This window comes from Streptomyces apricus (assembly GCF_008369065.1).
GTDB lineage: Bacteria > Actinomycetota > Actinomycetes > Streptomycetales > Streptomycetaceae > Streptomyces > Streptomyces apricus.
The window spans coordinates 23,906-46,923 of the sequence record NZ_VDFC01000001.1 but is presented as its reverse complement, the minus strand read 5'-3'; the positions used below and the strand labels follow the sequence as shown (position 1 = coordinate 46,923).

The window sequence follows — 23,018 nt, the reverse complement described above, 5'->3', positions numbered from 1 at the left end:
CCCCAGCAGGTCCAGGAGGGCGAGGACCCCTGGGACGTCATCGCCCCGCCCGGCTTCGAGCAGGACGGGGGCTCCGGACGGACCGGGGGCTCCGGTGACGGGGAGCGGGGCGCGGAACCGGACGGGGAGACGGGCGCCGGTACGGACGCGCAGGCGCGGCCGGACGGCGACGGGGCCGACGCCGGTGTGCCCGACACCGACGAGGCGGGCACCGGCCGCCAGGGCGACCAGGGCACCAGCACCGTGCACCCCGAGGACCCGGAGCCGCAGGAGTCCCCCGGCTGAGAGTCGGCGGCGCCGCGGGAACGGGAAAGGCCCCGACCGGACGGGGGAATCGCGGTCGGGGCCGTCTGTGGGTGGCCACGGATGGCGGTCGCCTCTCGGCGGTGTGCTCCACAGGGCTTCAGCCGAACGATCTTCCCTGTGGGCGGAAGGTGAGGCCCGGGGACACTGTCCCATCCGCACCCACAGCTGATTTAACGGGAAACTACCGACGAGTGTTCCCAGGTCGGGAAGGTGCGGGCCGTGACGTACGTCACGGCCCGCGGGCGTCGGCGACGACGGTCGCCCGGGGCTAGCCGCCGGTCGCCAGCGGGCTGCCGGACAGGGACGCCAGGAGATGGGCCGGGTCCCGGTAGACGGCGCTCGCCCCGGCCTCCTCCAGGTCCCCGCGGGGGATGCCGCCGCACAGCACCCCCACGCAGCGGACCCCCGCCCGGGAGCCCGCACGCATGTCCCAGACCGTGTCGCCGACGAAGACCGAGTGCTCGGCGGAGGCCCCGACGAGCRCCAGCGCGTGCTGCACCGGCTCCGGGGCGGGCTTGCCCTCCTCGACGTCGTCGGAGCTCGCCGTCGCCCTGATGACGTCGTCGGCGTCGATGGCCCTGCGCAGTGCCGTCAGCTCCGCTCCGCCCGCGGAGGTGGCCAGCACGACGGACCAGCCGTCACGGTCCAGGCGCCGCAGCAGGTCTCCCGCGTCCGGGAACGCGGGCAGCCGTTCGTAGTACGTGCCGTACAGGGTCGTGTGGGCGGCACTGATCGTGTCGTCCTGCGCCGGGTCCCGGTCGTCGCCCAGCAGGTGGGCGACCAGGTCGTCGGAGCCGAGGCCCACCGCCCGGTGGACGGCATGCATCGACACCTGGTGCCCGGCCTGCCGGAACGCCTCCCACCAGGCCGTCACATGGAGGTGGTTGGTGTCGACGAGAGTGCCGTCCACGTCGAACACGGCCGCCCGCTCCATACGCTGTCCCTTCGTCGTGCCGTGGCGCCGTCGTGCTGTCACGCCGTCGCGCCGTTCTCGATCCGCGGGTACCGCGTCGGCGGGCCGGTACGCGTGAGGGGACCGGTCGATCCCGGGGCCGTTCCTCCAGCGTGGCCCAGCCCGGCCGGGACCGCACGGCGGCCGGTCCGGGCGCGTACGGCAGGAGCCCGGCCGGGTGGCCCCGGCCGGGCTCCTCGCAGCCGGCCCCGCGCGCAGGGCCGGCCGGTCCTCGGTGGTGTGCTGTCCCGCGCCGTTCAGGGGCGCGGCCCGGTCAGCCCACCGTCCACTTCTGGTTGGCCGTGCCCGCGCAGGTCCACAGCTGCAGCCGGGTGCCGTTGGCGGAGTTGTTGCCCGTCACGTCCAGGCACTTGTTCGCCTGGGGGTTCACGATGTCGCGGGCCCCGGTCACCACCCACTGCTGCGCGGGCACACCGGCACAGTCCCAGAGCTGGACGGGTGTGCCGTCGGCCGTGCCGCCACCGGCGGCGTCCAGGCACTTGCCCAGCGCCCGGATCGTACCGTCGGAGCCCACGCTCCACTGCTGGGCCGCCGTGCCGTTGCAGTCGTAGAGCTGGACGGGCGTGCCGTTGGCGGGGTTGGCCCCGGCCACGTCGACGCATTTGTTGGCCAGACCTCGGATGGCCGAACCGCCCCCGGAGCTGTCGCCCGTCGTCACCTTGACCTCGTCCACGACGAGCTGCGAGGGGAAGGGGGTGGAGCCGTTGGGGTCACCGGGCCAGTAGCCGCCGACCGCGAGGTTGAGGATCAGGAAGAACGGCTTGTTGAAGACCCACTGCCGGCCGCCCAGGTCGGCGGGGGTGCGGGTCTGGTAGACGGTGCCGTCCACGGACCAGGTGACCCGCTCGGGCGACCAGTCGACGGCGAAGGTGTGGAAGGCGTCGGCGAAGGCCTGGCCGCCGGGCAGGGTGTAGCCGGCGCCTATGCCGCCCGAGCCGGAGTAGCCGGGCCCGTGGAGGGTGCCGTGCACGGTGCCGGGTTCGAAGCCGACGTTCTCCATGATGTCGATCTCGCCCGAGTTGGGCCAGCCGACGCTGCCGATGTCGTTGCCGAGCATCCAGAAGGCGGGCCACATGCCCTGGCCGCGCGGCACCTTCAGCCGCGCCTCGACCCGGCCGTAGGTGGTGGTGAACTTGCCGGAGGTGTTGAGGCGGGCCGAGGTGTACTCGCACCGGCCGTACCAGCACTGGTAGTTGTTCGGGTTCTCGCGGCGGGCCTCGATGACCAGGTGGCCCTGGCCGTCGAGCTTCGCGTTGTTGTTGCCGGCCGTGTAGTACTGCCGCTCGTGGTTGTTGACGTTGTCGCCGGTCTCGACCTGCCACTTGGAGGAGTTGACGCCCGACCCGGCGGGGCCGTCGAAGGTGTCCTGGAACGTCACCGCGGCGGCGCCCGGGGCGGCGGCCGCTCGCGCGGCGTCCGTGCGGCCGGGGTCCGCCTGGGCGGGTCCGATCGCGGCGGACCCGACGAGGACGGCGGAGAGGGCGGCGAAGAGGCATCTGCGGAGCAGGCGTGGGGAGTCCACGGCTCTCCCTTCCGTACGGCGGTCCCGTGGGGGAACGGCCGACTGAGGAGGTGGGGGGTGTGCGCGCTTCGCTTCTTGATTTAAGAAGTGAAGTAAGGGCGCGTCAAGACTCTGGTACAGACCAGCCGTTCACACCCGGGCGTCCCCGGCCCGGGTGTCACACCCCTCGCGGACCCGACCGCGCCGGCTCAGGCCTCGGCCTTGCGGTTCAGCCGCCGTGGGTGCACCGCCCGGCTCATCCGCCGGCCGAGCAGCAGGTAGCCGATCAGCGCGCCGGAGGTGTTGAGGATGACGTCGTCGATGTCGAAGGCGCGTCCGGTGATGAACGTCCCCTGCACCACCTCGACCAGGAGCATCGCCAGGGCGGTCAGCAGGGTCACCCGCAGGATGCCGCGCGTCCCGGGGACCAGCAGCGGCAGCAGCACGCCGAAGGGGATGCCGAGGACGATGTTGCCGCCGATCTGCTTGACCGCGTCCCGCAGCTCCGGCTGGTCCAGGTAGGCCTGCAGCGAGCGGCCCGGGTGGATGTTGTTGTGCGTCAGCGCCTCGGAGGCCGGCGACGGCTGGAGCGTGAGCTTGGCCAGCACGGCGGCGAAGGCCACCATGGCGGCGAGGGCGACGAGCATCACGAGGAGGCGCACGATCAGGGGCGGCCGGCGCCGCTCGCGGGCCGGCTTCGGCTCGCGGGGTGGCCGCGAGGACGGCTTGCGGGCGGCCTTCGGAGCCGGCCGGTCGGCCTTTCCGCCGCGGCGGAGGCGTGACAGCACGGTACGGGGGGCCGATTTCGCGGTGCCCGGGCCCGACGCCGAACGGAGACGGGAAGTGGTGTGGGGGCGTAGCGCTGCGCGGGCCATGCAACCCTCCTGTTTGGAACGGTGATCCGGTGGAACCCGCCTACCCTTTGCGCGGCCGAAGATGCCGCCGGAAAAGGCCACTTGGAGGCACGGCGCCCTGACACGACTGCGCACACGACTGCGCCCACGGCTGCGCACACAACTGCGCCCGCGAACAGCGCAGGGCTGCTCGCGGGCGCGGTACCGGCCGGCGGCTCAGCTGCCGTAGATGACGGTCACCTCCTTGAAGCCGAGCGAGCCGAGCAGGCCCTTGAGCATGCTCGTGGTGTTCTCCTCGGCGCGGGCGGTCAGCTCGCTGTCCTTCGCGGCGTCGCCGATGTGCTTGGCGGCCAGGCGCTGGACGGCCCGCTCGTCGTTGGGGTTGTCCGAGAAGACGTCGCCGAGCCGGTCCAGCAGACCGCGCTGCTTGGAGACGGCGTACGAGTGGTCGGGGTCGAGGGCGGGTTTGCCCAGTGCGGCGTGCGGCAGCCTGAGCACGGCCGACGTGCGGTCCTCGTCGACCTTCACGTCCTCGTCGCGGATCTTTCCGAGATCGACGTAGGAGTCGACGGTGCCCGCGCCCACGTACAGGGTGCGTTTGCCGCGGATCGCGTCCGGCAGGTACTTGGTGTCCTTCTCCAGGTCCACCACCACCTGGAAGTTGCCCGAGGCCGCGTCGTAACGGCTGATGTCCTTGATGGACTTGAGGAGCGTGGGCCCCGTCCGGTCGTGGGTGTCCTCGCGGAACACGTCGCCCAGCCCGGGCAGCACGCTCCACCGCAGACCGGCGAAGATCACCACCAGAACCAGCACGACGGCACTCAGGACCTTCGCCCATCCGGGCACACGCTCAAGGGACGTCGTCATGTGGACCGTCCTCCTTCCTCCCTCCTTCTGCCCGCCAAATCCGGTCACAGACCGTCGTGTTGGCCGAGTGGTGGTGAGAGCGGGGGCAGGCGCGCCGGGGCGGTCCGCCCCGCCCCGGTCGCGGGTCCCTCAGGAGGGCTTCGAGGCGGCCTCGGGGCGGCCCAGGGCCTCGTCCAGGCTCGACCGCGGTGGCATCAGACCGGCCAGTTCGGTCACACGCAGGATGCGCAGGGTCAGCGGATGGGTGCAGACCAGGTGGATCTGCCCGTCGTGGTCCAGGACCCGGCGCCGGGCGCGGTACAGCAGGCGCAGGCCCGAGCAGTCGAAGAACTCGATGTGCCGCAGGTCCAGGACGACCCGGGCGCCCGGACGGCCCGTCGCCGCGTCCAGTGCCGGGATGATGTCCAGCGCGGCGAGGATGTCGATCTCGCCGAGGAACTCCAACACGGTGTGACCGCGGTCCTGGTGGACGCGCAGGTGCGGGGAGTCCGGCCGGGAGTGGTCACGCACGACGACATCACCTCCATAGGGTCACCGGGGACCAGGGTGACGTCGTGCCGCGAGCATAGAGCCGACCTTGGGCGGCGGAAGGCCGCTCCACTGTCCCTCACCCTGCAAGCTACCCTCGTTAGGGCGAATTTCAGCATGTTCGATTGACATATGTCTGCTCTTTAAGAGATGCGCCGCGCGGTGGGTGCGCTCCGTGTCGCTCCACGGCGCTCCGTGCCGCACCGGGAACGCCGGGTGCCCCGTGACGTCCCAGGGAGGTCACGGGGCACCGGACGCAGGTCGACCGGATCTACCTGATCTACCGGACCCGCAGGACCAGCTTCCCCACGGTGCGGCCGGTCTCCCCGGACGCGTGCGCCTTCGCCGCCTCGGCCAGCGGGAACACCTCCGCGACCGTGGCCCGCAGCCGCCCCGCGGTCATCAGCGAGGCGATCGCGGCCATGCCGGCCTGGTCGGCCTCCACGAGCATCTCCGCCGCCCGCACCCCGAGCCCCCGCGCCTCCTCGGCGAGCTCCGCGGCCCCGGACACCAGGAGCGACACCAGCAGTCCGCCCGACCGCAGGGTGCGCAGCGAGCGCGAGCGGTAGTCGCCGCCGATCGTGTCCAGGACGACGTCGACGTCCCGCACGGCCTCGGTGAAGTCCGTCTCCCGGTAGTCGATCAGCTCGTCCGCACCGAGGCCCCGCAGGAACTCGTGCTTGCCGGAACTGGCCGTACCGATCACGTACGCCCCCCGCTCCTTGGCGATCTGCACGGCCAGGTGTCCCACCCCGCCGGCCGCGGCGTGGATCAGCACCCGCTGCCCGGGGCGCAGGTCCGCCGTGTCGACCAGCGCCTGCCACGCGGTCAGCGCGGCGAGCGGCACGGCGGCCGCCTGCGTGTGGTCGACCCCGGCCGGCTTGCGCACCAGGGCCCGCGCCGGCGCGGTGACGTACTCGGCGTGCGCCCCTACGCCGAACGGGTAGGGCAGCATGCCGAAGACCTCGTCGCCCGGCTGGTGGAGCGTGACGCCGAGGCCGACCGCCTCGACGACGCCCGAGACGTCCCAGCCGAGGACGAACGGCGGCTTCCCGAGGAAGTTGCCGTGGGCCCGGTGCTTCCAGTCGGTCGGGTTCAGGCCCGCCGCGTGCACCCGCACCAGTACCTCGCTCGGCTTCGGCCGCGGGACCTCCAGCTCCACCTCCTTGAGGACCTCGGGTCCGCCGAGGACGTCCTGACTGATCGCGCGCATCGTGTTCGCAGTGCTCATGCGCACCAGCCTGCCCGGCTCGGACGGCCGAGGAAATGGCACGATTGCCATTGTCCGATAGGATCGTGCCATGCTGCAGACGCCCCGCGGGGAGCGCCCCGCCCGGACCGGGACCTCCGGCCATCGCGAGCGCCCGGTGTACGACGGACCCGTGGAGCGGGTCGTCGTCCTCGCCCTCGACGGGGTCTACGCCTTCGAACTGGGCATCCCCAACCGGGTGTTCGGCTCTGCCGAGGGCCGGTACGAGGTGCTGACCTGCTCGGTCGACGGACGTCCGGTGCGCAGCAACTCCGACTTCTCGATCATGGTCGAGCACGGCCCGGAGGTGCTGCGTACGGCCGGCACCGTGGTCATCCCGCCCTTCGCGCTGACGGGCGTCGTCGACGGTCTTCCCGGGCCGGTGGCCGACGCCCTCGGGGCCATCGGCCCGGACACCCGGATCGTCTCCATCTGCACGGGCGCTTTCGTGCTGGCGGCGGCCGGGATGCTGGCCGGCCGCCGGGCGACGACGCACTGGCGGCTGGCCGGGCTGTTCCGGCAGCTGTTCCCGGAGGTGGACCTCGACGCCGACGTGCTGTTCGTCGACGAGGGCTCGCTCCTCACCTCGGCGGGGGCCGCGTCCGGCGTGGACGTCTGCCTGCACCTCGTGCGCAAGGACCACGGCAGCGAGCTGGCGAACCATGTGGCGCGGTGCTGCGTGGTGCCGCCCTGGCGGGACGGCGGCCAGGCGCAGTACATCGAGCAGCCCGTTCCCGAGGCCGCGGCGGCGAGCACCGCGGCCACCAGGCACTGGGCGCTGGAGCGCCTCGGCGAACCGCTGACCCTGGCGGGCCTGGCGGACCACGCGGGGATGAGCCGGCGCACCTTCGCCCGCCGCTTCAACGACGAGGTCGGCCTGAGCCCCGGCCGCTGGATCGTCCAGCAACGTGTGCTCAGGGCACGGCAGTTGCTCGAATCCAGCGACCTGTCGGTGGACCGGATCGCCGGGGAGGTCGGGTTCGCCACGGGCGCCTCCCTGCGGCAGCACCTGCACGCGGCGATCGGGGTCTCCCCGCAGGCGTACCGCCGTACGTTCCGGGCGGGCGCCGCGAGCTGACCACCGGCACCAGCACCGTACGGACGTGGTGGGAGCCGCCCGGCCGCTCCGGTGGCGGGTCGGACGCCTCGGGCCGCTACCGGGGCGCGTCCCACGGGACCGCGTGCAGGGCCACGAGCAGGCGCCACACCTTGTGGGCGGTCTCCTCCGGGGTGCCCTCGACGAGCCCGTGCAGCCAGTCGGCGAGGACCCCGGCGAAGGCCGCGGCCACGGCGGAGGCGACGAGCGGGGCCTCGGGCGCGCCGGCCAGTTCGCGTTCGGCGAGGCTGCGGGCGCGCAGGTCCCGGTGCAGGACGAGGCCGAGCGGACCGCCGCCGCCCGGGCTCAGCAGGGCGCGGTACAGCGCCGCGTGCGGGGGCAGGTCCGCGAAGAACGCGAGCAGGGCGGCCGGCGCCGACGCGGGGTCGGGCCGGCCCCGCCACGCGTGCAGGGCGTCCACCGCCTCGCGTACGACATCGGCGCAGGCGTCGACGGCCAGCGCCTCCAGGTCGGCGTAGTGCAGGTAGAACGTGGCCCGCCCGACCCCGGCCGCGCGCGCCAGCGCCGCGACGCCGACCTCCGCGAGCGGCCGCCGGGCGCACTCGTCGAGGAGCGCCCGGCGCAGCTTGGCCCGGGTCCGCTCGGCCCGGGGGTCGGAGGTCACCGGGCGACGAGGACGGCGGTGAGGGCGAGCGCGCCGGGCAGGGCCTGCGCGAAGAGGATGCGGCGGTTGGCGGTGAGCGCCCCGTACAGGCCGGCGACGACCACGCACACCAGGAAGAAGACCTGGGCCTGGAACCGCGTCGGGTCGTCGGCCACCAGGCCCCAGACGAGGCCCGCCGCGAGGAAGCCGTTGTAGAGGCCCTGGTTGGCGGCGAGCGGGGCGGTGGCCCGCGCCATCTCGGGGTCGAAGCCGTGCAGCCCGCGCCCCGGGCCGCGCTGCCACAGGAACATCTCCAGGACCAGGATGTACGCGTGCAGGGCGGCGACGAGACCGACCAGCACATCGGCGAGCGTCTGCATGGGGAGGGCTCCTTCGGGGGTGCGCGGAACGGCCGCGCGGAGAGGAAATTTTTCCTGGACAGGTGTCCAGCTTACATGGACACCTGTCCAGGAAGTGCGGCATCGCGTTCCGTCCCCGGCTCCTGGCCGGAACGTGCCGAGAGCTTCGCGGAGAGGGGCGGCCGGGTTGATCCTTTGGAGATCAAAACCGATAAGGTTCCCCGGAGTGCGGCGAGTTGACGCGAGCGTAAACAGTTGACGCCCGCTGCCCGCGCACACCCGTCGCGGGGCCGACCCCCACGTGACGCAGGCTCCCACCAGAGCTTTTCCCCAGGGCTCTCCCCCCGGAGCCCTCCCCCCGTTTGATCGGGTTGCTCTGAAGGATGCAGATGGAACTCGCCCCTCCCCCGCCGAAGCAGACCAAGGCTCCGGAGGAGACCGCGGCGACCGCCGTCAAGGAACTCGCCGCGCAGGACCCGGGCGGGCGGCACATCTGCTACCGGGCCTTCGTGTCCGGCACGGGCTGGACGGACGCGGTGTGCGACGGTGAAACAGCCGGCACGGTGGGCAAGAGCACGCCGCTCAAGGCCGTCAACATCGCCGTGTCCGGCACCAAGGGCACAACCAGTCGTGCCTACCTCCCCGATCCCGGGTCGGCCGACGGCGAGGGGCACTATCCCGATCCGTTCTCGGACGCCGCCGACGGCATCGACAACTACGTCGGCAGCACCAAGAAGGACGCCCCGAATCTGCTGGGGTTCAGCATCAGCGTCGACGGCGGCGCCGGCAACGTCTGCCAGAACGCCCATGTCCACAACGACGCCTGGCTCGGCCTGCAATGCGACGAGCCAGGCGTCGGGCTGGAGTTCACCTACGCCGGCGCCCACAAGAACGACTTCTGGATCGAAGCGTTCCAACTCACGGTGTGACCTGAACCGATCGCCTGGCCCGCGGCCACCACCGTTACCGTTTCCGTGGCTCCGCAACAGGGCCCCCGGCCTTCGGCTCCGGAGGCATCGACGGAACGCTGACGGGGACGCGTGTCCAACCGCTCGCCACACCTGCTGGAGGCCGAACGGGATCCCAAGCCGACCGGGTTGGGCCTCGCGCCGTTCAGGCAGCCCGGCGCTGAGCGGTGGCAGTGGGGTAGCGGTCTTCCGCTGGGGTCTTTGGCTGTCGTCCTAGTCGGCTCAGGAGCAGGGCGGAGGCCGTTCTCACGCGTGAGAACGGCCTTTCCCGTGTCCGTCCGCCGTCAGGACAGGCGGCCCACATGGGCCAGGGCCTGCTTCAGCAGGGCGCCGTGGCCGCCCGGCATCTCGTTGAGGACCATGGGGGACGAGGCCTCCTCGGGGCTGAACCAGACCAGGTCCAGCGCGTCCTGGCGGGGGCGGCAGTCGCCGGTCACCGGGACGATGTAGGCCAGGGACACGGCGTGCTGGCGCGGGTCGTGGAACGGCGTGTCCCCCAGCGTCGGGAAGTACTCCGCCACGGTGAAGGGCTGCAGCGAGGCCGGCACCCGGGGGAGCGCGACCGGGCCGAGGTCCTTCTCCAGGTGGCGCAGCAGGGCGTCCCTGACCCGCTCGTGGTGCAGCACCCGGCCGGAGACGAGGGCGCGGCTGACCGCTCCGCCCGGTCCCATCCGCAGCAGCAGTCCGATGCTGGTCACTTCACCGCTGTCGTCGACGCGTACCGGCACGGCCTCGACGTACAGGATCGGCATCCGGGCGCGCGCCTGTTCGAGCTCGTCGTGGGGCAGCCAGCCGGGCGTGGTCTCGGTCATGTCAGACATTGGGTGATCATACTTTCAGCCTCTGGTGTCGCGAGCGTGTCGCCCGACACAGCGAATCCGGGGCCGCGGATCGTCCGTGGCCCCGGATCTTCTGTCCGCTCCTCCCCGCGGCAATCGCGGGGTCACTCTCAGGAGGACGGCTGGGCCACCTTCGTCGCCGTGTCGCCGTCGACGGCCGCGGCCAGCTGCGGCACCAGGCGCTCCAGCATGTACGGCAGGCTCAGCACCGAGACGAAGGAGACGGAGTTGCCGTAGTCGGCGCTCTCCTCGACGAAGACCTCGCGGCCCTGCTTCACCACGTCCAGGTCGGAGTAGAGGGCGTTCTTGTGGAGTTTCGCCTTCTCCTTCTCGACGTCCGAGACGATCCAGACGGCGGCATCGGTGTCCAGCAGGTCGGTGCGCTCCTTGCTGATGTTGGCACCGAACTCGTCACCGATGACCTTGTCCAGGTCCGTCGGCAGCTTGAAACCGAGGTCGGTCAGCACCCGGGAGCGCGGGTCCTGGCTGCCGAAGACGAAGATGCCCTCGTACGGCGTCGCCATCACCCCGGTGGACTTCCCGAACTCCGGGTTGTCCTTGGCGGCGGCCGCGAACTCGTCCTCGACGCCCTTCACCAGGTCCTTCGCCGCGGACTCCTGGCCGAGCGCCTTGCCGATGATCTCGGTCTGCTGCTGCCACGGCACACCGAAGTCGTTGAACTCCTTCGGCTGGGCCACGACCGGGGCGAACTTCGACAGGGTCGTGTACTGGTCCTTCGTGATGCCGCCGTAGACCGCGAGGATCAGGTCGGGCCTGAGCGCGGCGATCTTCTCCGTCTGCGGACCCGTGCCGGTGTCCTTCAGCACGGTCGGGACCTTCGCGTCGCCCAGCTTGTCGGCAGCCCAGGGGCCCACGGCGCCCTTGTAGCCGCCGAGCCACTCGGTGGTCCCGACGGGCACCTTGCCGAGGGCGAGCACGGCGTCCTGGTCGGTCAGCCCGACCGTGACGATCCGCTTCGGCTCGGACTTGACGGTGGTGCTGCCGTACTTGTGGGCGAGCGTCACCGGGAAGGCGCTGTTCGCGGACGCGGACTTGTCGGCACCGGCCGAGCCGGAGTCCGAGTCGTCGTCGGAGCCGCAGGCCGCCGCGGTGGTGAACAGGAGGAGCGCGGAGGCGAGCGCCGCGACGAGGCGTGCGCCTCTGGAGGAGCCGGGCATCAGTGGTCCTTCACGGTGGTGGTGTCAGGGCGGTGGTGGTGCGTGGGGGTCCGGTGGGCCGTGTCGCGGGTGCCGGACCACGCCTGCCACAGGGAGGCGTAGGGGCCGGCCGCGGCGCACAGCTCGTCATGGGTGCCGCTCTCCACGATCCGGCCGCCGTCCATGACGACGATCCGGTCCGCGGTGGCGGCCTGGGTGAGGCGGTGGGCGACGACCAGCGCCGTACGCCCCTCGACGGCCCGGTCGGCCGCCTGTTCCAGCAGCCGGGCGCCGGTGCTGCCCGCCTCGGCGGTGGCCTCGTCCAGCACGGCCACCGGGGGATCGGCCAGGACCAGGCGGGCCAGGGCCAGCTGCTGGACCTGCGCCGGGGTGAGGCGGTGCCCGCCGTCGCCGACGACCGTGTCCAGGCCGTCGGGCAGCGCGCCGGCCCAGTCCAGGGCGTCCACCGCGGCCAGCGCCGTACGCAGCTCCTCGTCGCCGGCGCCGGGCCGCGCGAGGCGCAGGTCGTCCGCGAGCGGTCCGGCGAAGACGTGGGTCTCCTGGGTGACCAGGGCGACCGCCAGGCCCTCCCGGGGCGCCGCGCCGCCGGACGTGACCCGGACCGACCCGGGGGGCGTGACGCGGACCGAGCCGGGCGTGACGCGGACCGAACCGGACGTGACGTGGACCGAGCCGGACGTCGGGCGGTGCACGCCCGCGATGAGCTTGGCCAGCGTGGTCTTGCCGGCGCCGCTCACGCCGACCAGGGCCACCCGCTCGCCCGCCCGCAGGGTGAGGTCCACGCCGTGCAGGACGGGGCGGCCCGGCTCGTAGGCGTGGTGGAGGTCCGTCACGGTCACGGTGCCCGCACCGGCACCGGCACCGGCACCGGCACCGGCACCGGCACCGGCACCGGCACCGGCAGCGGCACCGGCACCGCTGTCGTGCTCGGTGTCGATGTCGGTGTCGGGGGCGCGTCCGGCCTCCGGCGGCTCGGGGGACGGCTGGTCGGCCACGCCGACGAGCCGGGCCAGCGCCGCCGTCGCCGACTGCGCGTCGTCGAGGAGGACGAGCGCCGAGTTGACCGGCGCGAACAGGCTGTGGAAGTAGAGCGCCGCGGCCGTGGCCGTGCCGATGGACACCGATCCGTCGCGCACCAGCAGGAACCCGGTGACCAGGACCGCCGCGAGTCCGGCATACTCGGCCACGTGCAGCCGGTTGTAGAAGTCGAGCACCAGCCGTACGCCGCGCAGGGTCAGCTCGACCGCCGCCGACGAACGCCGCTCCACCCGGGCGGTGTGCTCCTCCTCAAGCCGGAACGCCCGTACGGTGCCGGCGCCCGCGACGGTGTCCAGCAACTGCTGCTGCTGGGCCCCGGTCGCGATGCGCTGCTCGGCGTAGAGCGGCACGGCGTTGCGCACGTACCAGCGGGCGGTGGAGGCCTGGACGGGCACCGCGATCAGGGCCGCCAGGAAGAACCGCCAGTCCAGCGCGGCCATCGCGACCAGGGTCAGCGCGATGGCCAGCAGGGAGCGGGCCAGTTCGGGCAGGGCGGAGCGCACCGCCTCGCCGACCACCGAGACGTCCCGGGTGACCCGCGCGGTGAGGTCGCCGGCCCCCGCCTTCTCCACCTGTTCCAGCGGCAGCCGCAGCGCCTTCTCGACGAACCGCTCGCGCAGCCGGGCCAGTACGGTCTCGCCGAGCCGGGACACCAGGGCCAGGCCCGCCATGGTGGCCGCGCCCTGGACGAGGGCGACCAGCACGAGCAGGAGGACCGGCGTGGTGACGCTGCCCGGCGGGCGGTGGTCGGCGACGAGGTCCACGATCCGGCCCAGCAGCGGCTGCACGAGCAGGCCGACCCCGGTGGCCAGGACCAGCACGGCGAAACCGCCGAGTGCCAGCCGCCGGTGCGGGCGGATCAGCTCGCGCACGGCGGCACGGGTACGGGCCTGGGTCGCCGTGGGCAGCAACACCCGCTCGGAGGAAGGGTGTTGCGTTTCGGTCGGAGCGCCGGGCATGCCGTCGCGGGACGGGTCGCTCATGACAGCACCGCCGCTCGGTAGGTCTCGTGACGGGCGATCAGGTCGGTGTGCGGGGCCGTGTCGGTGACACGGCCGCCGTCGAGCAGCGCCACCCGGTCGGTCACGGACAGCAGCGCGGGGCTGGTGGTCACGAGGATCGTGGTGCGGCCCTTGCGGACCTCGCGCAGACCGGCGGCGATGCCCGCCTCGGTCACCGCGTCGACGGCGGTGGTCGGGTCGTGGACCACCAGGACGGGGCGGTCGGCTGCCAGCGCCCGGGCCAGCGCCACGCGTTGGCGCTGGCCGCCGGAGAGGGAGCGGCCGCGCTCGCCGACCGCCGTGTCCTCGCCCCGGGGCAGGGTCTGCGCGACCTGGGTGACCGCGGCGGCCGTCATGGCGGGTTCGGGGTCGGTCGCCTCGGGGGCGGCGGCCGTGACGTTGCCGCGGACGGTGCCCTCGAAGAGGTCCGCGTCGTGGTCGGCCACCAGCATCGCGGTGCGCAGCTCGGCCGGGTCCAGGTCCCGCAGGGGGATCCCGTCCAGCTCGACCGTGCCGGTGCCGGGGTCGGCCCGCCGCGCCAGGAGGTGCAGCAGGTCGGTGGCGTGGGCCGGGTCGGTGGCGACCACGCCCAGCAGTTCGCCGGGTGCGACGTCCAGGTCCACCCCGCGCAGTCCGCCGTGGCCGACGCCGCTGAGGCGCACCGCGCCGCGCACCCGCTGGGGCAGGCTCCGGCCGCCCGCCGTGACGTCGCGGTCCGCGGCCAGGACCTCCGCGACCCGCCCGGCCGAGGCGCGGCCCTGGGCGAGTTCGGCGTTGACCCAGGCGAGGACTTCCAGGGGACCGAGCAGGAAGAGCGCGAGGCCGACCGCCGACACCAACTGGCCCAGGCTGATGCTCCCCTGGGCGGCCAGCCGGCCGCCCACCAGGGCGACGACGGCGATCAGGCAGCCGGTCAGGGACAGCACCATGCCGCTCTGGAAGGCCTGCGCGCGGGCGGCCTTCAGGGTGGCCGCCAGGGAGTCGCGGCTGGTGGTGCGGTAGCGGGCGACGGCCGCGGACTCGCCGCCGATGCCCTTGAGGACCCGCAGGCCGGCCACCAGGTCGGCGGCGACGGCGGAGGCGTGCGCCGCGCGCTCCTGCTCGGCCTCGCTGCGGGCCTCCAGCGGCTTGCTCAGCAGGTGGCCCAGCCACAGCAGGACGGGTGTGCCCAGCAGGACGACGAGACCGAGCAGGACCGAGGTGCGCAGCAGGACGACGGCGCAGGTGAGGATGCCGGCCAGGGCCGCGATCCCGTACATCACCGCCGTGTTGACGCCTCCGACCCGCTTGGCGTCCTCGGTGGCGATGGTGGCCAGCGCCCCGGGCAGCCGGCCCTTCTCGGCGCCGCCGCCGGGGTGCAGCACCCGTCGTACGAGGGAGAGGCGCAGGACGTGCTCGGAGCGCACCGCCGACCGGTCACCGGCCCAGGCGCCGAAGCGGAAGGACAGGGCGAGCGCGACGTACACGACGGCGAGGACCCCGAGCCACAGCAGGAGGGCGCCGGTGTCGGACCCGGTGACGGCCCGGTCGATCACCACACCGATCAGCACCGGGACCAGTGCCTCACCGACCTGGTGCCCGGAGGCGAGCAGCGAGCCGAGGGCGACGTCGCGACGCTGCCCTCCGACCGACTCCCGCAGGACGTCACGTCCCGACGGACTGGTAGGACTCACCCGCAACCCCTCCGGGATCGGACGTAGATAACTTAGGTGAGGCTACTCTAAGTTGCTGGTCTCGGCATGGCCCAGCCCGGCATCACCCGGCGCGACATGGCCCGGCTCGGCATCGCCCAGTGCGGCCCGAGCCGTCCGGGCCGTCCGGACCCCACCGCACGGCTCCCCGGCGCGGCGGCACGGGGAGTCGTGTCGCCGCACCCGGCCGGGGCCGGCCCCTCAGGCGGTCGGTACGGCCACGGGGACCGCGTCGTGCGCGCGGTGGGTGAGCAGCGAGTCGAGGATCTCGCCGGACCGCACCGCCGTGGTGGACAGCAGGGTCGAGGTGAGCCCGTGGGTGTGCTCCGTCGCGCCCTGCAGGTAGATGCCCGCCGTGACGTCGGGGGTGAGTTCGACCCGGTGGTCGCGCCCGACGCGGACGGCGTCCTTGTCGTCCCGCAGGCAGAGTTTCGCGGTTCTGCCCAGGAGGGAGTCGAGGTCTCTGGGGCGGTAGCCGGTCGCGTGGACCAGGAGGTCCGCGGAGATCACCTCCCGTTCCCCGGTGGGCAGGTACTCGACGGTGACCTCCAGGTGGTCGTCGAGGGTGCGCACGTCCCGGATGCGGGAGACGTTGCGCAGCTGCAGCCGCTCGCGGCCCTGGACCTTCTCGCGGTACATCGTCGCGTACAGCGACTCGATGAGATCCATGTCCACCACCGAGTAGTTGGTGCTGCGGTGGTAGTCGACCAGGGACTGCTTCACCTGCGGCGTGGACCGGAAGTAGACGTCCACGGCCTCCGGGTCGAAGATCCGGTTGGCGAACGGGCTGTCGTCGGCGGGCGTGTACCCGTACTTCGCGAAGATCGCGCAGATCTCCGCCCCGGGGAAGGACCGGTGCAGGTAGTCGAGCGCCTCGGCGCCGCTCTGGCCCGCGCCGAGCACCAGGACGCGGCGCACCGCGTCGCCGTCGCCGGAGGCGTGCAGCTCGCGGACGCGCGGCACGAGCTGGCTGTTGTGCCAGATGCGGTCCGACAGGGCGGTGTCCGGGGGCAGATGGGGCTCCAGGCCGACCGCCACCGAGATGTTGCGGGCCCGCCGGGTGACCGTCCGGCCCGGCTCGCCGGGCACGCGGCTGACGACGTCGAGCCAGCGGACCTCGCCGTCAGGTCCCGTCACCGGCTCGACGGAGACCACCTCGTCCGAGTAGTCGACGAGGTGCGCCACCCGCGCCGCCGCCCACTCGAAGTACTCGTGGAACTCGATCCGCAGGGGGAACAGCGTCTTCGCGTTGAGGAAGTCCACCATCCTGCCCCGCTCCCGCAGGAAACACAGGAAGCTGAAGTCGCTGGTCGGGTTGCGCATGGTGACCAGGTCCTTGAGAAAGGAGACCTGCATCGTGGCGTCCTCGATGAGCATCCCCCGGTGCCATCCGAACGACGGCTGGCGCTCCAGGAACCCCGCGCGGATCCGGTCCCCCGGAGCGGCGTGGGCGTTGTGTTCCTCGACCGCGATGGCCAGTGCGAGATTTGACGGCCCGAAACCTATTCCGAGCACGTCAAGAACAGCGTCGGGCTCGTCGTGCAGTGCGTTCACCGCGACTTTTCCTTCCCCTAGACGCCCTGATGGTAAATAAGGTTAGCCTTACCTTGCAATGGTGTGTCCTAGGAGAGGATCGAGTATGCGGGTCGTCATGTTCGGCTATCAGACCTGGGGGCACCGCACCCTCCAGGCTCTGCTGGAGTCCGACCACGAGGTGGTCCTGGCCGTGACCCACCCCAGGAGCGACCACGTGTACGAGAAGATCTGGGACGACTCGGTGGCCGACCTGGCCGAGAAGCACGACGTGCCGGTGCTGCTGCGCAACCGGCCCGACGACCCCGAACTGCTCGCCGCCCTCAAGGACGTGGAACCGGACCTGATCGTCGCCAACAACTGGCGCACCGTCCTGCCGCCCGAGGTCTTCGACCTGCCGCCGCACGGCACGCTCAACATCCACGACTCGCTGCTCCCGGCGTACGCGGGCTTCTCGCCGCTGATCTGGGCGCTCATCAACGGCGAACGCGAGGTGGGCGTCACCGCGCACCGGATGAACGCCGAACTCGACGCCGGGGACGTCCTGTTGCAGCGGGCGGTGCCGGTCGGCGCCACCGACACCGTCACCGACCTGTTCCACCGCACGGTCGACCTGATCGCCCCGGTCGTCGAGGAGTCGCTCGACCTCATCGCCTCGGGGCGTGCCCGGTGGATCCCGCAGGACCGCAGCAGGGCGAGCTTCTTCCACAAGCGGTCCCTGGAGGACAGCCGCATCGACTGGACCTGGCCCGCCGAGGACATCGAGCGGCTGGTGCGGGCCCAGTGCGACCCGTACCCGAACGCCTTCACCCACCACCGCGGGCAGCGGATCGGGATCGTCGGGGCCGCGGTCTCGGAGGGCTGCTACGGCGGCACCCCGGGGCGCATCTTCATCCGCGAGGGCGACGGCGTGGTGATCGTGGCCGGCGCGCAGGCCAGGAGCGGCCGGCTGCGCGGGCTGGTCGTCAAGCGCGTACGCACTGAGGACGGGGCGGAGCACGCGGCGACCGACTACTTCCGCACGATGGGCGGCTACCTGACCGCGCGCCCGTGAGCGGCACGGCGGTCGCCGGCCCGGCGCCGGTGGCCGGAGCGGTGGCCGGAGCGGCGGCAGCCGCGTCCGCCCCTGCGGCGGGCCGCGCCGAGGCGCTCGCGTCCCTGCGCGGGCACACGGTCCTCGTGAAGTACGGCGGCCACGCGATGACCGACGACACGCTCCGGCGGGCCTTCGCCCAGGACGTCCTCACCCTGCGCGCGGCCGGCGTCCGGCCGGTCGTGGTGCACGGCGGCGGCCCGCAGATCGCCGCCCACCTGGACCGGCTCGGCCTCAGGTCCGACTTCCTGGGCGGGCTGCGGGTCACCACCCCCGAGACCATGGAGGTCGTACGGATGGTGCTGTCCGGCAAGGTCCAGAAGGACCTGGTCGGACTGCTGAACGAGCACGGGCCGTACGCGGTCGGCCTCAGCGGCGAGGACGGGCACACCCTCACCGCGGTCAAGCGGTACGCCGAAGTGGCGGGCGAGCGCGTGGACATCGGCCTGGTCGGGGACGTCGCCCGGGTCGACACCGGGGTGGTGCGCCTCCTGCTGGAGGGCGGCCACATCCCGGTGGTCTCCTCCGTGGGCCGGGGCGAGGACGGGCAGGTCTACAACGTCAACGCGGACACGGCGGCCGGTGCGCTGGCCGCCGCGCTGGGGACCCGGGTCCTGGCCGTCCTCACCGACGTGCCCGGGCTGTACGCCGACTGGCCTACGAGCGAGCGGGTCGTCGACCGGATCGGCGCGGCCGAGCTGGAGCGGCTGCTGCCGGGTCTCGGCGGCGGCATGGGGCCCAAGATGGAGGCGTGCCTGCGGGCCGTCAGGGGCGGGGTGGGGGTGGCCCGGGTGCTGGACGGGCGCGCCCCGCACGCCCTCCTGGACGCGCTGGCCGGCGCCGCCGGGACCGGCACGACGGTCGTGCCGGACGCGACGGCCTCCGCGTCCCCGGGGTCCTCGGCGTCCCCGGAGTCTGCGGCGTACCTGGTGTCTTCGGAGGCCTCGGTGACGTCGGCGCCCCCGCTGCCCTCGACGGTCCCGGTGGCCTGAGACGTACGCGGTGGCCTGAGACGTGCGCGGTGCCCGGCCGGAGGACGTTCCCGGCCGGGCACCGCGTGTTCGGGGCTTGAACACGATCCGGCGCTCAGCCTTCGGACCGTGTCGTCAGCGGCTCCGTCAGCCGTCGCTGGTCGTCACCTTCACCTCGTCCACGACGAGTTGCGAGGGGAAGGGGGTGGAGCCGTCGGGGTCGCCGGGCCAGTAGCCGCCGACCGCGAGGTTGAGGATCAGGAAGAACGGCTTGTCGAACACCCAGGCGTTGCCGTTCAGGTCGGCCGGGGTGCGGGTCTGGTAGACGGTCCCGTCCACCGACCAGGTGATCTTGTTCGGTGCCCAGTCCACCGCGAAGGTGTGGAAGTCGTCGGCGAATGCCCGGCCGTCGGGCAGGGTGTAGCCGGCGCCTATGCCGCCCGAGCCGGAGTAGCCGGGCCCGTGGAGGGTGCCGTGCACGGTGCCGGGTTCGAAGCCGACGTTCTCCATGATGTCGATCTCGCCCGAGTTGGGCCAGCCGACGCTGCCGATGTCCTGGCCGAGCATCCAGAAGGCGGGCCAGATGCCCTGGCCGCGCGGGATCTTCATCCGGGCCTCCACGTGCCCGTACGTCGCGGTGAACTTGCCGGAGGTGTTGAGGCGGGCCGAGGTGTACTCGCACCGGCCGTACCAGCACTGGTAGTTGCCGGGGTTCTCGCGGCGGGCCTCGATGACCAGGTGGCCCTGGCCGTCGAGCTTCGCGTTGTCGTTGCCGGCCGTGTAGTACTGCCGCTCGTGGTTGTTGACGTTGTCGCCGGTCTCGATCTGCCACTTGGAGGTGTCGACGCCGGATCCCGCGGCGCCGTCGAAGGTGTCGGAGAACGTCACCGCCGCCGCTGCCCGCGGAGTGGGGTCCGCGTGGGCAGGGGCGACGGCGGCGGCCGCGACGAGTGCGGCGGGCAGGGCGGCGAGGAGGCATGTGCGGAGCAGACGTGGGGAGCCCACGACTCTCCCTTCCGCGGGCCGCTCCGGACGGAGGCGGGCCCACTGAGGTGGGGGGATGCTTCGCCTCTCGTTCTAAGAAGTGAACGAAGCCGGTGTCAAGGCATAGGTACGGACCTTCGGTCCCACCGGCCTCATCTGCCTCTTACGGTCACCGTTCGGCCATACGACGCACACAAGCCCCGTCCTCGGCGCCGCCCCTAGTCGGCCGTCCGCACCGCTTCCGCCGGGGCCGGCGACGGGTCCCCGTGGTGGCGGCCCATCGGGATGACCAGGGGGGTGTGGCTGACCGGGTCCATGGTGATCCGGCAGCTCAGGTCGAAGACGTCCTCGACGGTCTCGGCGGTGATGACCTCGGCCGGGCTGCCCTCGGCGACGATCTTCCCGGCCTTCATGGCGACGACGTGGTCCGCGTACCGGCAGGCCTGGTTGAGGTCGTGCAGCACCATGACGACCGTGCGGTTCTCCCGGCGGTTGAGGTCGGKGATCAGGTCCAGGACGTCGATCTGGTGGGCCAGGTCGAGATACGTCGTCGGCTCGTCGAGCAGCAGGACGGGCGTGCCCTGGGCGACGGCCATGGCGATCCAGGCGCGCTGCCGCTGGCCGCCGGAGAGTTCGTCGACGGGCCGGTCGGCGAGGTCCGTCATGTCGGTGGCGGCCAGCGCCCGGTGCACGGCCTGCTCGTCCGCCTTCGACCACTGCCGCCACCAGGTCTGGTGCGGTGAGCGCCCGCGGTTGACCAGGTCGACGACGGTCAGCCCCTCGGGTGCGACCGGGCTCTGCGGGAGGATGCCCAGGCGCTGTGCGAGTTCCCTGCTCGGGATGGACTGCAGGGCCCGGCCGTCCAGGTGGACGGCCCCCTCCTTGGGTGCCAGCAGCCGGGCGAGGGCCCGCAGCAGGGTGGACTTCCCGCAGGCGTTGGCGCCGACGATGGCCGTGATCCGGCCGGGCGGCACGGCCAGGTCGAGGCCGTCGACGACCAGCCGGTTGTCGTACGCCAGCCGCAGACCGCTCGCGCGCAGGTCGGGATCGGCCGGTGCGGGGTCGGCCGCTACGGGGTCGGTCGGTACGTGATCGGTCGGTACCGAGTCGCTCGTCGCGGGACCGCTCGGCACGGAATCCGTGGGCAGGGGGCCGGTGGACATGGGATCAACCTCCTGAACCCGCGCGGTTGGCGCGGACGAGCAGCCAGAGCAGGACCGGTGCGCCGAGCACGCCGGTGACGATGCCGACCGGGAGTTCCGTGCCGGGGACGAGGGTACGGGCCAGCAGGTCGCCGCCCAGGACCACGAGCGCCCCGGTCAGCCCGGAGGCCACCGTGGGCGGCCAGGCCGTGCCGGCGAGCCGCTGCGCGATCTGCGGGGCGGCGAGCGCCACGAAGGCCACGGGCCCCGCGGACGCGGTGGCGAAGGCGATCAGGCCGACCCCGGTGAGCAGGATGGCCAGCCGTACGGGCTGGACGCGCGTCCCCAGGCCGGTGGCCACGTCGTCGCCGAGCTGGAGGGTGCGCAGCAGCCGGCCGAGCAGCAGGGCCGTCGGCAGCAGCACGGCCAGCGCGACGGCCAGCGGGCCGACCTGGCCCCAGGTGCGGCCGTTGAGGTTGCCGACCAGCCAGCCGAGCGCGGCCTGGGCCTGGAAGCGGCCGCCCTTGGCCACGAGGTAGTCGGTGGCGCTGGTGCAGATCCAGGCGACGCCGATGCCGACCAGGATGATGCGGTACCCGGTGGTGCCGCGCCGCCAGGCCAGCGCGTACACGGTCAGGGCGGTGACCAGGGCGCCGAGCAGTCCCAGCGCCTGGGTGCCGAGGCCGCCGTCCCAGCCGAGCACGATGCCCGCGACCACGGCGGTGCCGGCGCCCTGGGTGAGGCCGATCATGTCGGGGCTGGCCAGCGGGTTGCGCGTCATGGTCTGGAACAGGGCGCCCGAGACCCCGAAGGCGATCCCGGCGAGCAGTCCCACCAGGGCGCGCGGCAGGCGCAGTTCCTCCACCACGAGGACGGTGCCGGGATCGCCGGAGCCCACGAGGGCCCGGACGACCTCGGTGAAGCCGATCGGGTAGTCGCCGGTCGTCAGGCCCCAGCAGAAGACCAGGAAGGTGGCCGCGGCGAGCACCGCCGACAGCACCACCAGCCGGGGGCGGAAGAGACCGGAGACGGGCGGCACGGCCAGCCGGTAGGCGCGGAGGCGGGCGGTGCCACCCGAACCACCGCCGTCGTCGAGGGACTTGGACGAGGGCTGCGGCGCGAGGGTGGTCTTCGGGTCCGGCATGCTCACACCTCCGCCAGATTGCGCCGACGGACCATGGCGATGAAGAACGGGCCGCCGATGAAGGCGACCAGGACGCCCGCCTGGATCTCCGTGGGCCGGGCCACGAGCCGTCCGAGGATGTCGGCGGCGAGCAGCAGCACGGGCGCGAGCGCGGCCGACAGGGGCAGCAGCCAGCGCTGGTCGGGACCGATGCCCGCCGACTGGGCCAGTACGCGGGCCACATGGGGGACCACCAGGCCGATGAAGACCACCGGGCCGATGACCGCGACCGCGGCCCCGGTGAGCAGCGTGATGGCCGCGACGCCCGCCAGCCGGACCAGGCCGAGACGGCGGCCGAGCGAGGCGGCCACGTCGTCGCCGAGGGCCAGGCTGTTGAGGGCCGGGGCGCAGGCGAGTGCCAGCACTCCGCCGATGACGAGGAACGGCAGGACCCGCCACACCATGCCGGTCTCCGCCTCGGCGAGCGAACCGGCGGACCAGAAGCGGTACTTGTTCAGCGCGTCCACGTCGGTGAGCACGATGGCCTGGGTGAAGGACCACAGCATCGAGGTGACGGCGATGCCCGCGAGCGCCAGCTTCACCGGGGTCATCCCGGACCGTCCCAGGCCCCCCAGCAGATAGACGGCCACCGTGGCGACCAGCGCCCCGGCGAACGCGAACCACACATATCCGTAGAGGGAGTTGATGCCGAGCACGCCGACGGCCAGCACGATGGCGAAGGACGCCCCGGCGCTCACCCCCAGCACCCCGGGATCGGCGAGCGGGTTGCGGGTCAGGGCCTGCATCAGCGCCCCGGCCAGCCCGAGGGCCGCGCCCGCGGTGAGTCCGAGCGCGGTGCGGGGCACCCGCGCGGACCAGACGACGTTGTCCACGAAACGGCTCGGGGCCTCGCCGAACAGCGCCCTGATCACCTGGTCCGGCGGGATGTTGGCCGCGCCGAGGGCCAGCGAGAGCAGACAGAGGACCGCCAGGACGGTGCCCAGCAGTGTCACCAGAAGGACGGGGCGCACTCTCGTGCCCGTCACCGTGCGGTCTCCAACGGCCGGCTCCCTTAGGTTAGGCAGGCCTTAATCGTAGTGGGGATCACGGGGTCCGCCGC

At 72.9% G+C, this 23,018-nt stretch carries 22 protein-coding genes; 5 read left to right on the top strand and 17 right to left on the bottom strand.

What is annotated here, in order from left to right:
• Positions 1-285: hypothetical protein (locus FGF04_RS00140; protein WP_149509098.1), on the top strand; the 285-nt coding region annotated here is incomplete at its 5' end.
• Between the two features lie 289 nt (positions 286-574).
• On the opposite strand, the gene FGF04_RS00135 is transcribed toward FGF04_RS00140, so the two are convergent.
• The 6 genes from FGF04_RS00135 to FGF04_RS00110 all read right to left on the bottom strand — a co-directional run bounded on the left by FGF04_RS00135 (position 575) and on the right by FGF04_RS00110 (position 6,260).
• Positions 575-1,240: an HAD family hydrolase gene (locus FGF04_RS00135; protein ID WP_149509097.1), complete on the bottom strand. Its 666-nt coding sequence runs from the start codon at positions 1,238-1,240 to the stop codon at positions 575-577.
• A gap of 292 nt (positions 1,241-1,532) precedes the next feature.
• Positions 1,533-2,801 carry a glycoside hydrolase family 16 protein gene (locus FGF04_RS00130; protein ID WP_149509096.1) on the bottom strand — a complete coding sequence of 423 codons (1,269 nt, stop codon included), beginning with the start codon at positions 2,799-2,801 and terminating at the stop codon, positions 1,533-1,535.
• Positions 2,802-2,989: 188 nt separating this feature from the next.
• Positions 2,990-3,655 carry a VanZ family protein gene (locus tag FGF04_RS00125; protein WP_149509095.1) on the bottom strand — a complete coding sequence of 222 codons (666 nt, stop codon included), beginning with the start codon at positions 3,653-3,655 and terminating at the stop codon, positions 2,990-2,992.
• Between the two features lie 195 nt (positions 3,656-3,850).
• Positions 3,851-4,501: a DUF4230 domain-containing protein gene (locus tag FGF04_RS00120; RefSeq protein ID WP_149509094.1), complete on the bottom strand. Its 651-nt coding sequence runs from the start codon at positions 4,499-4,501 to the stop codon at positions 3,851-3,853.
• A 129-nt stretch (positions 4,502-4,630) separates the two neighbouring features.
• Entirely contained in the window at positions 4,631-5,011 is a 381-nt protein-coding gene (locus tag FGF04_RS00115; protein WP_149509093.1) for an anti-sigma factor antagonist, read from the bottom strand.
• Between the two features lie 298 nt (positions 5,012-5,309).
• Positions 5,310-6,260 (bottom strand): NADP-dependent oxidoreductase, encoded by a 951-nt coding sequence (locus FGF04_RS00110; RefSeq protein ID WP_149509092.1) that lies wholly within the window; start codon positions 6,258-6,260, stop codon positions 5,310-5,312.
• 70 nt (positions 6,261-6,330) lie between these two features.
• Here FGF04_RS00110 and FGF04_RS00105 point away from each other — a divergent pair, with 70 nt between their 5' ends.
• Complete coding sequence (locus FGF04_RS00105) at positions 6,331-7,356, top strand: GlxA family transcriptional regulator (protein ID WP_149509091.1); 1,026 nt, start codon at positions 6,331-6,333, stop codon at positions 7,354-7,356.
• 76 nt (positions 7,357-7,432) lie between these two features.
• Here the strand turns inward: FGF04_RS00105 and FGF04_RS00100 are convergent, their stop codons facing one another.
• Entirely contained in the window at positions 7,433-7,999 is a 567-nt protein-coding gene (locus FGF04_RS00100; RefSeq protein ID WP_149509090.1) for a TetR/AcrR family transcriptional regulator, read from the bottom strand.
• Positions 7,996-8,358 (bottom strand): DUF1304 domain-containing protein, encoded by a 363-nt coding sequence (locus tag FGF04_RS00095; RefSeq protein ID WP_149509089.1) that lies wholly within the window; start codon positions 8,356-8,358, stop codon positions 7,996-7,998. Before FGF04_RS00095 ends, FGF04_RS00100 begins: the two co-directional genes overlap by 4 nt.
• A gap of 368 nt (positions 8,359-8,726) precedes the next feature.
• Here FGF04_RS00095 and FGF04_RS00090 point away from each other — a divergent pair, with 368 nt between their 5' ends.
• Complete coding sequence (locus FGF04_RS00090) at positions 8,727-9,266, top strand: hypothetical protein (protein ID WP_235882100.1); 540 nt, start codon at positions 8,727-8,729, stop codon at positions 9,264-9,266.
• Between the two features lie 323 nt (positions 9,267-9,589).
• On the opposite strand, the gene FGF04_RS00085 is transcribed toward FGF04_RS00090, so the two are convergent.
• From FGF04_RS00085 to FGF04_RS00065, 5 genes are all read right to left on the bottom strand, one after another.
• Entirely contained in the window at positions 9,590-10,117 is a 528-nt protein-coding gene (locus FGF04_RS00085) for an NUDIX hydrolase family protein (protein ID WP_149509103.1), read from the bottom strand.
• 137 nt (positions 10,118-10,254) lie between these two features.
• Complete coding sequence (locus tag FGF04_RS00080) at positions 10,255-11,322, bottom strand: iron-siderophore ABC transporter substrate-binding protein (protein WP_149509087.1); 1,068 nt, start codon at positions 11,320-11,322, stop codon at positions 10,255-10,257.
• Positions 11,322-13,343 (bottom strand): ABC transporter ATP-binding protein, encoded by a 2,022-nt coding sequence (locus FGF04_RS00075; RefSeq protein WP_235882099.1) that lies wholly within the window; start codon positions 13,341-13,343, stop codon positions 11,322-11,324. The genes FGF04_RS00080 and FGF04_RS00075 overlap by 1 nt, the downstream gene beginning before the upstream one ends.
• Entirely contained in the window at positions 13,340-15,034 is a 1,695-nt protein-coding gene (locus FGF04_RS00070; RefSeq protein WP_149509086.1) for an ABC transporter ATP-binding protein, read from the bottom strand. The genes FGF04_RS00075 and FGF04_RS00070 overlap by 4 nt, the downstream gene beginning before the upstream one ends.
• A 219-nt stretch (positions 15,035-15,253) precedes the next feature.
• Positions 15,254-16,606, bottom strand: a complete 1,353-nt coding sequence (locus FGF04_RS00065) for a lysine N(6)-hydroxylase/L-ornithine N(5)-oxygenase family protein (RefSeq protein ID WP_149509085.1) — start codon at positions 16,604-16,606, stop codon at positions 15,254-15,256.
• 85 nt (positions 16,607-16,691) lie between these two features.
• Here FGF04_RS00065 and FGF04_RS00060 point away from each other — a divergent pair, with 85 nt between their 5' ends.
• Both FGF04_RS00060 and argB read left to right on the top strand, forming a co-directional pair.
• Complete coding sequence (locus tag FGF04_RS00060) at positions 16,692-17,639, top strand: methionyl-tRNA formyltransferase (RefSeq protein ID WP_149509084.1); 948 nt, start codon at positions 16,692-16,694, stop codon at positions 17,637-17,639.
• Positions 17,636-18,670: an acetylglutamate kinase gene (gene argB / locus FGF04_RS00055; RefSeq protein WP_408055568.1), complete on the top strand. Its 1,035-nt coding sequence runs from the start codon at positions 17,636-17,638 to the stop codon at positions 18,668-18,670. Before FGF04_RS00060 ends, argB begins: the two co-directional genes overlap by 4 nt.
• Before the next feature lie 126 nt (positions 18,671-18,796).
• Here argB and FGF04_RS00050 read toward each other — a convergent pair whose 3' ends face one another.
• The 4 genes from FGF04_RS00050 to FGF04_RS00035 all read right to left on the bottom strand — a co-directional run bounded on the left by FGF04_RS00050 (position 18,797) and on the right by FGF04_RS00035 (position 22,944).
• Positions 18,797-19,654: a glycoside hydrolase family 16 protein gene (locus FGF04_RS00050; RefSeq protein WP_149509083.1), complete on the bottom strand. Its 858-nt coding sequence runs from the start codon at positions 19,652-19,654 to the stop codon at positions 18,797-18,799.
• Positions 19,655-19,851: 197 nt separating this feature from the next.
• The gene (locus tag FGF04_RS00045; protein WP_149509082.1) at positions 19,852-20,796 is read right to left on the bottom strand and encodes an ABC transporter ATP-binding protein; all 945 of its coding nucleotides are present in this window, start codon (positions 20,794-20,796) and stop codon (positions 19,852-19,854) included.
• Between the two features lie 4 nt (positions 20,797-20,800).
• On the bottom strand, positions 20,801-21,919 hold the full coding sequence (locus FGF04_RS00040) for a FecCD family ABC transporter permease (protein WP_149509081.1): 1,119 nt from the start codon (positions 21,917-21,919) through the stop codon (positions 20,801-20,803).
• Between the two features lie 2 nt (positions 21,920-21,921).
• A complete protein-coding gene (locus FGF04_RS00035; RefSeq protein WP_235882098.1) occupies positions 21,922-22,944 on the bottom strand; it encodes a FecCD family ABC transporter permease in 1,023 nt (340 codons plus the stop codon).
• Positions 22,945-23,018: the final 74 nt, after the last annotated feature.